Below are 8,700 nucleotides of genomic sequence, written 5' to 3'. Positions count from 1 at the left end.
GGCGGCTAATTCTTGATCAAGCCTTAAAGTCTGTGATGATATAAATTCAGTCAATATTAACCCTTTTTTAGCTAGAATTTTAGCTAATTTTTGCTTAGGTTTGAATTTTGATACTACTAGATAAGAGAATTTTAACACATTTTGACTATGTTCAACCAGCACTTATTTTGCCAATTATATTCCTATCATATAGCCTAATCAACGAAGCAAGTGATATGCTATCAGCTAAAATGGTAGCTTATTTTATTATCGGATTTGGGGCATTTATGCTATTTTTTCTACTGCCAATTAGAAAACTTGAATGGCTCATTCCATCAATTTATTGGGTTAATATTATCTTGCTACTAAGTGTCGAATTTGTAGGCGTTAGCAAACTTGGCGCTCAAAGATGGATTGAGATTCCATTTATTAATTTTACTATTCAGCCAAGTGAGATTATGAAGCCAGCTTTTGTATTAATGCTAGCATATTTAATCAAAAAAACTCCACCAGATGAAGAAGGCTATAATTTAAAACAATTCTTAAAGCTTAGTATATATATCTTACTTCCATTTATTTTGATATTAAAAGAGCCAGATTTAGGAACTGCTCTTATGCTATTAATCACTGGCTATGGAGTATTGTTTATAGTGGGTGTTAATCGCAAAATTTGGATTAGCATTGCCTTGTTAATTGGCATTTGTTCGCCAATTTTATATGAAAATCTACACGACTATCAAAAGAAGAGAATAGCTGACTTTATAAGCGAAAAACCAAGCTATCAAGTAAGGCAAAGTATTATAGCAATCGGTAATGGCGGTATAACTGGCAAAAGTATTGATGAAGCTACACAGACTAAATTTAAATTTCTTCCAATTGCTACAAGTGATTTTATATTTGCTTATACTGTTGAGAGATATGGATTTATCGGTGGTGCTGGATTAATTATGCTATATGGATTTTTAATTATGCATCTTTTAAGCTTAAATTATAAACTTAAAGATGAGTATTTTATCAAAGCTGCAGTAAGTGCTGTAGCGCTTTTAATCTTTATTTATGTTAGTATAAATATCTTTATGACAATAGGTTTTGCGCCAGTAGTTGGAATTCCTCTACCTTTTTATAGTTATGGTGGTAGTAGTTTTATTACTTTTATGTGTCTATTTGGGATTTTACAAAATCTATTGACCTTTAGATTTGACAAGACCAATAGATTTGTTAAGATCAATTTTTAATTAATTCTAAGATCTCTTTTTTAATCTCATCTTTTGTTAAATTTGAGATCTCTTTATAAAATTTTCCATTTCTTTTAAATAGATAAACTGAAGAGCTATGAGCTACGCTATAATCCATTGCCGAGCCTTGTAAATTTACAATCTCATATTTGGCATTATAGTTTTTTACCATTCGTTTTAACTCTTTTTCATCCATCTTTAAACAAACTGAATTTTGGTAAAAATATTTAGCAAATTCATCACACTCTTTTTCATTATCCCTTTGAAGATCAAGCGTAACAAACAAAATCTTAATTTTATCATTAAGCCCCATTTCATCAATTACTGATGATAAAATAGTAAGAGTTGATGGGCATATATCAGGACAAAATGTATAGCCAAAATATAAAATTTTATACTCATCTTTAAAGCTAGTTATATTTAATTTACCAACAGTACTATTAGCATCAAAATTATACTTAGCAATTTTTAACTTATTATCTACAAAAAAATAGGCACCAAAAGCTAATGCAACTAATAAAATAGCATATATAGCTCTTTTCATATATTCTCCTTCATATTGATAAATTTAAATTTAATTCTATCTAACAAAAGATTAAAATGGTATAAATATAAGCTAATTGATAAAGAAGCTCCTTGCAAAAGATCTGCAAGGAGATAAAAAAGTACTATTTATTTGCTCTTTCAATATATTCGCCACGTACAGTATCAACGCGAATTACTTCACCTTCTAGTACATGGAATGGTATTTGAACTACGGCTCCACTCTCTAAAGTAGCTGGTTTTTTATTGCTACCTTGAGTATCGCCTTTGAAATTTGGCTGAGTTTCAATAATTTTAAGCTCAACAACTTGTGGAACTTCTACGCCAATTGCTTTACCATTATGGAATAGAATTTGAACCATCATACCATCTATCATCCATTTTTTAGCATCACCAATATCTTCATCAGCTATTGCTACTTGTTCATATGATTCAACATCCATAAATTGACAATATTCACCATCATCATATAGATACTGCATCTCTTTTTCTACTAGATTTGGAGCCTCGCATTTATCTCCAGCATGGAAAGTTTTTTCTAATACTTTACCATCAATAAATGATTTAATTTTTACACGTACAAACGCTGCGCCTTTTCCAGGTTTTACATGTTGATACTCAACTATTTTATAAGGCTTTCCATCAAGTTCAATTTTTAAACCTTTTTTTAAATCACCCATAGAATATGTTGCCATATTTTCTCCTTTTAAATTAATACCGCATATCTAGCCCATACGCACGCTTCAAGCGCATTTAGCTGATCTAGAATATCTTTTTGAATGTCTTCATCTACTAGTATAACTGCTAAAGCAAAACCATCATTATCTCTACCTAATCTAAAATCAGCAATATTAATCCTAGCCTTAGCTAAAATACCGCTAATATCACTGATAACGCCTGGAATATCACGGTTTTTAAATACTATCATTCTACCTTTTGGTTTAAAGTCTGTCTTAAATCCATTTACGCTTACAATTCTTTGTTCTGTCTCGCTAAATACCGTTCCACCTACACTTACAGAATCTTCATCCGTGATAAGTTTAACTGTTAGCTTGCTTTTATATCCACTTGCTGGTACTACAGTTGTAGATACTTCAATACCTTTTTCTGATGCTTTTAAAGTAGCATTTTCATAGTTTATAGTATCGCCTAAAACATCTTTTAAGGCACCTGCTATAGCAAATGATAGCATCGGTTCAGCATAGTCAGATACTTCGCCTTCAAGCTCTAATCTAATAGCTTTAATCTGTTTTTTGCCACTAAGCTGAGAAGCAAAATAGGCCATCTTAGGTAAAAGCTCTGTATAAGGCGCTACAAATGGAGGTAGATCTTCAACCTTTACAGGTAAATTTAAAGCATTTGGATAACAAATACCTCTTGCTGCACTAATAGCTTGTTCAGCTGCATCAATAGCAATATTTTTTTGAGATTCATATGTATTAGCGCCTAGATGTGGAGTAGCACTTACATTATTTAAATCCAGTAATGGGTGGTCATTGCCTGGCTCTTTGACAAATACATCGATTCCAGCATAAGCAATTTTACCATTTTTTAAATTTTTATAAATTGCATCTTCATTATATAGACCGCCACGAGCGCAGTTAATAAGCCTTACGCCATCTTTCATTTTAGCAATTTGCTCTTCATCAACCATATTTGTTGTTTCTTTATTCTTTGGAGTATGAATCGTGATAAAATCGCAACCTAAAATATCATCAAAATTTGTAGTATATGTAGCACCCATATCTGTAGCTTTACTTGGATCAATATATGGGTCGTATGCTATAACTTTCATACCAAATGCAAGACTTCTATATGCAACTCTTGAACCAATATTACCAAAACCGATCACTCCTAGGGTTTTACCATACAGCTCATTGCCATACCATTTTTCACGTTTCCAAACACGATCTTGTTGTAAATCATTTACTGAATTTATAAAATTTCTAGCACTATTTAATAGGTGACACATAGTCATTTCAACAGCTGCAATTGTATTTGCAGTTGGTACATTCATAACTATAATGCCCTTTTTTGAAAAGCCATCTATATCAACATTATCAACACCAACACCAGCACGAACTAGAGCTTTTAGCTTAGTAGCTGCATTTATAAATTTCTCGCCACAATCAGTTGAACTACGAGTAATTGCCACATCAGCTTCACCTAAAATCTCTAAAAGTTTATCTTTTGGCATATCTACAGCATCGATAACTTTTATATCATTTTGAGCATTTAAGATCTCAAACCCAACTGGATGAATAGCATCGCATACTATAACTGTTTTCATAGGTTAATTTCCTTTAAAGTTGTATGAATATTATATTTTTTGAGTTCATTAGCTACACTTAAGGCTATATCTTTATTATCTGTATCTATATAAATGGTAGCTTGATCGCCATCTTTTACAATTGTAAAATTTATATTAAAATCTTTAATAACTCTATTTATACAAAACATAGAATAAAAATCACATCTATCGATAATTAGCATATAGTATCTTGAAATGTATTTTTCAAATTTACTCTTCTCGCCTATCTCGATTATCATCAAATTTGTAGGTAGTACGGAGTCTTTTTTTTCAAACTCCGCAATCTTCTCAAGCCAATTATCTGATTTTTGATAGTTGTATTCTAAATCTACACCACTACTACTAGTCTGAATAGATGGTGAGGATAACCCTGAATTTAAATAAGCAAACAGAGATATAAACCCACCAAAAACTACTACAAATATAACAGCTAAAATTAGATAAAGGCTGTTTTTTTTCATAGCTTAATTATGCTAGTTGCTCTTTAATAATATCGCCAAGCGTCATTTTATCATCATTATTGATTTCATTTAAAACTTCACGCTCTTTTTGTTTAGCTAATCTTTTTACGCTTAGGCGAATTCTATTTTTTTTCTCATCAATAAAAGCAATAGCAGCTTCTATGCTATCTCCAATTTTTAAAGAATCAATATCAAGTGAACCAATATCTTCTTTACGAATTAAAGCATCTACATTATCATCTAAACTTACAAATACACCAAAATCTTTAATATCTCTTATAGTACCATTTACGATATCGCCTATAGAGTGAGATTTAGCATATTCCATAGCTGGGCTAGCTTTTAAATCTTTTTGACTTAAAGATATTTTTTGCTCTTTTGGATCGATTTTAATGATTTTTACCTCTACCTCGTCACCGGCTTTAAAGATATCTTTACATTTATCATTTCTATCCCAAGACGAATCTTCATTGTGCAATAATCCTTCTAAGCCACCAACTCTAACAAATGCACCAAAGTTTGTAAGCGTAGTTACTACACCTTTTACAATATCGCCTTCTTTAAATTTAGCACTAAATTCATCAAATGGTTTTGGAAGTAGGTTTTTCAAGCTCACTCTTAGACGGCGGCTAGTTGGATTAATCTCAATAACTTCTACATCTAATTCTTCATTTTCTTTTATAAATTCTTTTGGATTTTTGATATTTTTATCCCAAGAAATTTCGCTAATATGTAAAAATCCCTCAATATCATTACCCAAATCAACAAAGGCACCATATGGTTCAATATTGCTTACAGTTACTTTAATAGTATCGCCAACTTCTAAGCCATCTTTAATTTCATCCCACGGATCTGGAGTAGCGGCTTTAATTGATAGCGATAAATGTTTTTTCTCATTATCGTATTTAATGATTTTTACATCTACTTTATCGCCCTCTTTATATATAGTATTTGGATTTACTGGTCCTTTATAGCTAATTTCACTATAATGAACTAGTCCATCTATACCGCCTACATCAACAAACATACCATATGTAGTGATTTTTTTGATAGTTCCTTCGATTACATCGGTGTTTTCTAAAATTGAAGACACTATCTCTTTACGTTTTTTTCTATCTTCGTCGACTAGTTTTTTACGTGATACAATGATGCTTTGATCGTCTTTATCAATTTTAATAACTTTAACTTTAAAGCTTTTGTTCATAGCTTGATTTGGATCTTTAAATCCACTTTGTGATCTAGGCATGAAGAACTCGATACCATCATCATTAACAGCGACAAATCCACCCTTATTTTTTGAGATGATTTTTACATCAAATATATTTTCAGCCTCTTCATTAAAATTATCTATGAAAGCTTTTACCTTCTCTTTTCTAAGAGCTTTTTTATGAGATACGCTAGGTCTGCCATTTCTAGAGCCTGTTACTGCTACCTTGATAACATCACCGATTTTATATACTAGATTCCCACTTTCATCGGTAATCTCAGATATATGCATTACGCCTTCAGATTTTTTGCGTACATCCACATACACTTCGTCATCTTTTATATTTACGATGACACCATCACACACAGTAGCCTCTTCACTTTTTAAAGACTCTTCAAACATAGTAGCAAAATCTTCTTCTAGGTCGATTTTGTCAATGTCATTATGAACGAATTTATTCGCCTCAGCCATCTTGATCCTTTTATCTATAGATTTCTTTGCTTTACAGCATTTAAAATTAAATTTTACCTTTTTTTAGCTTTATATTATATTAACTATTGCAAATTTTATCGATATTTTCAAGCTCTTTTATAACATTTTGAATAACCCACTCAGGCGTACTAGCTCCAGCGCTTACTCCGCAGATCTTTTTATCTTTAAACCATTCTGAATTTAGCTCATTTTGGCTCTCTATTAGATAGCTATCTTTACATAAATTTTTAGCTATTAGATATAACTGCTTGGTATTAGATGAATTTTTACCACCTACAATTACCATTACATCTGCCTTTAAAGCTAACTCTCTTACGGCTTCTTGATTTTCTAATGTTGCATTACATATAGTATTAAATACTCTAACCTCTTTTACTCTTTGCATAAGGTGCGTTACAATAGTCATAAATTCCTCTATTTTTTTAGTTGTTTGAGAAATCACTGCTACTTTTTGCGGCAATTTAGCACTTGCTAGCTCTTCTTGAGATAGTACTACATGTACAGGCTTTGTTGAGTAGCTCATCACACCACGCACCTCAGGGTGATTTATATCACCAAATATCACAATTTCATAACCTTCATTGCTCATCTTTTCAGCAATATTTTGTGGCTTTGTAACAAATGGACATGTAGCATCTATTACCTCAATTCCAGTAGTTTTTAATCTTTCTAAATCGCCTTTTGTTATGCCATGAGTTCGGATAATTGCTCTTTTTTCATCGGTTAATTCGCTTATATTTTTTAAAGTCTTAACTCTAAAGTTATCCTTTAGTCTATCAATTTCTAAACTATTATGAATTAACTCGCCAATTGTTGCAGAGGTTGAATCTTGTGAACCTGCAGAGTTTTCAGCAATTTTTATAGCTCTTTTAACACCAAAACAAAATCCATAATTCTTAGCAAGTTCAATCTTCAACTTTAGCTCCTAAAGATCTTAAAAAGTGACTAAATTTAGGAAAAGATGTAGCTATAAATTCGCTTTTTGATATATCCATTCCGCACTTTAGTCCAAGTACTGCAAAACTCATAGCTATTCTATGGTCTCCATGGCTATCAATAAGCGCTCTTTTAGCCTCAGATCCAATAACCCAAAATCCATCTTCATATTCACCCGCTTCTATACCGCATGCCTTTAGTGCATTTATAGTTACTGTGATTCTATCGCACTCTTTTACTCTTAACTCAGCTGCATTTCTTAACTCGCTTTTGCCACTAGCACAAGCAAAAGCAATAGCAAGCGCTGGGGCCTCATCAATTAACCATGAAATATTTTCATCTACACTAATAGCTTCTAGCTTATCACCTATAACTTCGATATCTCCGATATCTTCATACTGACTACTTGTGATTGTGTAGCTAATTTTTGCGCCCATTTTTTCTAATACTTTATATGCTTCGATTCTAGTTTTATTTAATAATATATTTTCAAATTTAACCCTAGCCCCTGGAGTAATAGCTGCTGCTACAGCATAAAAAAAGCATGAACTAGGATCATTTGGCACACTCATTATAAGTGGTTTTAGTTTTTTTGAATTTAGTGGTTTTACGATAATTTTACCATCATTATTGCTAATATCTGCTCCCATTCCTTTTAGCATTCGCTCACTATGGTCACGGCTTAATTCTGGTTCGCTAAACTCGCATCCCTTAGCACATAAACCAGCTAAAATCAGAGCGCTTTTAACCTGCGCTGAAGCGATAGATGAATCATATCTAAAATATTCTAAATTCCCACCACGAATAGCAATTGGAGCTTTATTGGCACCATCTCTACCATCAATAGTAGCTCCTATTTTAATTAGCGGATCAGCTACGCGTCTCATTGGGCGCTCATTTAAATACTCATCACCACTTAATACATAAAATCCATCACAACCAGCCAAAAGCCCCATATATATTCTCATTGCTGTTCCAGAGTTGCCGCACTCTAAAATCGATTTAGCTGAGCTAATTTGTACTGGCGGAGTGATATGGTATCTGCCATCAATCTTATCAATCTTAGCACCAAGCTTTGAGGCAATAGATAATGAATTTAGCGTATCCTCAGCTTCAAGATAATTATCAATTATACTTGTTTTATCGCTTAAAAGAGAAAATATAGCACACCTATGACTGATGGATTTATCAGTGGAAACTAAATCAAACTCCACATTAAATTTAGATTCTAAAGGCTCTACTCTCATCTTAATCCGACACCTAAATTCTCTTTTAAAGCTGATAAAATTTCATCCATAATAGCTATAATCTCTTCATCTTCAAGAGTCTTAGCATCATCTTGAAATGTAAATTTCACACTCAAACTCATATTATCGCCTAAAGTCTCATCGCTATATACATCAACTGGTACAAATTCTTTAAGACTCTTAATTTGCAAGCTTTCAATTATCTCTTTAATGCGAAGATAAGGCATATCTTTTGGCATTATAATGCTTAAATCTCTACTTAGGCTTTGAAATTTAGAGTATGGGCTAG

Annotated in this window: 8 protein-coding genes and 1 pseudogene; 1 reads left to right on the top strand and 8 read right to left on the bottom strand. The window is 32.2% G+C overall.

Features of this window, described 5'->3' with window-relative positions:
• Positions 1-107 precede the first annotated feature (107 nt).
• Positions 108-1,214, top strand: a complete 1,107-nt coding sequence (locus J6V67_RS06820; RefSeq protein WP_291860626.1) for an FtsW/RodA/SpoVE family cell cycle protein — start codon at positions 108-110, stop codon at positions 1,212-1,214.
• Here the strand turns inward: J6V67_RS06820 and J6V67_RS06815 are convergent.
• The 8 genes and pseudogenes from J6V67_RS06815 to J6V67_RS06780 form a co-directional block, all read right to left on the bottom strand.
• A complete protein-coding gene (locus J6V67_RS06815) occupies positions 1,204-1,758 on the bottom strand; it encodes an SCO family protein (RefSeq protein WP_291860623.1) in 555 nt (184 codons plus the stop codon). The genes J6V67_RS06820 and J6V67_RS06815 overlap by 11 nt on opposite strands.
• A 124-nt stretch (positions 1,759-1,882) precedes the next feature.
• Positions 1,883-2,452, bottom strand: a complete 570-nt coding sequence (gene efp, locus J6V67_RS06810; RefSeq protein WP_086246684.1) for an elongation factor P — start codon at positions 2,450-2,452, stop codon at positions 1,883-1,885.
• 11 nt (positions 2,453-2,463) lie between these two features.
• A complete protein-coding gene (serA, locus tag J6V67_RS06805; RefSeq protein WP_291860618.1) occupies positions 2,464-4,047 on the bottom strand; it encodes a phosphoglycerate dehydrogenase in 1,584 nt (527 codons plus the stop codon).
• Positions 4,044-4,529, bottom strand: a complete 486-nt coding sequence (locus J6V67_RS06800) for a hypothetical protein (RefSeq protein ID WP_291860615.1) — start codon at positions 4,527-4,529, stop codon at positions 4,044-4,046. The genes serA and J6V67_RS06800 overlap by 4 nt, the downstream gene beginning before the upstream one ends.
• A 7-nt stretch (positions 4,530-4,536) precedes the next feature.
• Positions 4,537-6,207: a 30S ribosomal protein S1 gene (locus tag J6V67_RS06795; protein ID WP_291860612.1), complete on the bottom strand. Its 1,671-nt coding sequence runs from the start codon at positions 6,205-6,207 to the stop codon at positions 4,537-4,539.
• A gap of 79 nt (positions 6,208-6,286) precedes the next feature.
• Positions 6,287-7,144, bottom strand: coding sequence for a 4-hydroxy-3-methylbut-2-enyl diphosphate reductase (locus J6V67_RS06790; protein WP_291860609.1), 858 nt, complete (start codon positions 7,142-7,144; stop codon positions 6,287-6,289).
• A complete protein-coding gene (gene aroA / locus J6V67_RS06785) occupies positions 7,134-8,411 on the bottom strand; it encodes a 3-phosphoshikimate 1-carboxyvinyltransferase (protein ID WP_291860606.1) in 1,278 nt (425 codons plus the stop codon). The genes J6V67_RS06790 and aroA overlap by 11 nt, the downstream gene beginning before the upstream one ends.
• Positions 8,408-8,700 (bottom strand): annotated as a pseudogene (locus J6V67_RS06780) (phenylalanine--tRNA ligase subunit beta); the annotation flags it as partial. The gene aroA and the pseudogene J6V67_RS06780, both read right to left, overlap by 4 nt.

This window comes from Campylobacter sp. (genome assembly GCF_017646085.1).
In the GTDB taxonomy this organism is placed as follows: Bacteria; Campylobacterota; Campylobacteria; order Campylobacterales; family Campylobacteraceae; genus Campylobacter.
The sequence above is the reverse complement of the archived record's forward strand: the minus strand, read 5'-3'. Positions and strand labels throughout refer to the sequence as shown.

Bases quoted from the DNA above. Each gene is read 5' to 3' on its own strand.
- serA (WP_291860618.1), bottom strand. From the start codon at position 4,047: ATGAAAACAGTTATAGTATGCGATGCTATTCATCCAGTTGGGTTTGAG.
- aroA (WP_291860606.1), bottom strand. From the start codon at position 8,411: ATGAGAGTAGAGCCTTTAGAATCTAAATTTAATGTGGAGTTTGATTTA.
- J6V67_RS06795 (WP_291860612.1), bottom strand. From the start codon at position 6,207: ATGGCTGAGGCGAATAAATTCGTTCATAATGACATTGACAAAATCGAC.
- efp (WP_086246684.1), bottom strand. From the start codon at position 2,452: ATGGCAACATATTCTATGGGTGATTTAAAAAAAGGTTTAAAAATTGAA.
- J6V67_RS06800 (WP_291860615.1), bottom strand. From the start codon at position 4,529: ATGAAAAAAAACAGCCTTTATCTAATTTTAGCTGTTATATTTGTAGTA.
- J6V67_RS06815 (WP_291860623.1), bottom strand. From the start codon at position 1,758: ATGAAAAGAGCTATATATGCTATTTTATTAGTTGCATTAGCTTTTGGT.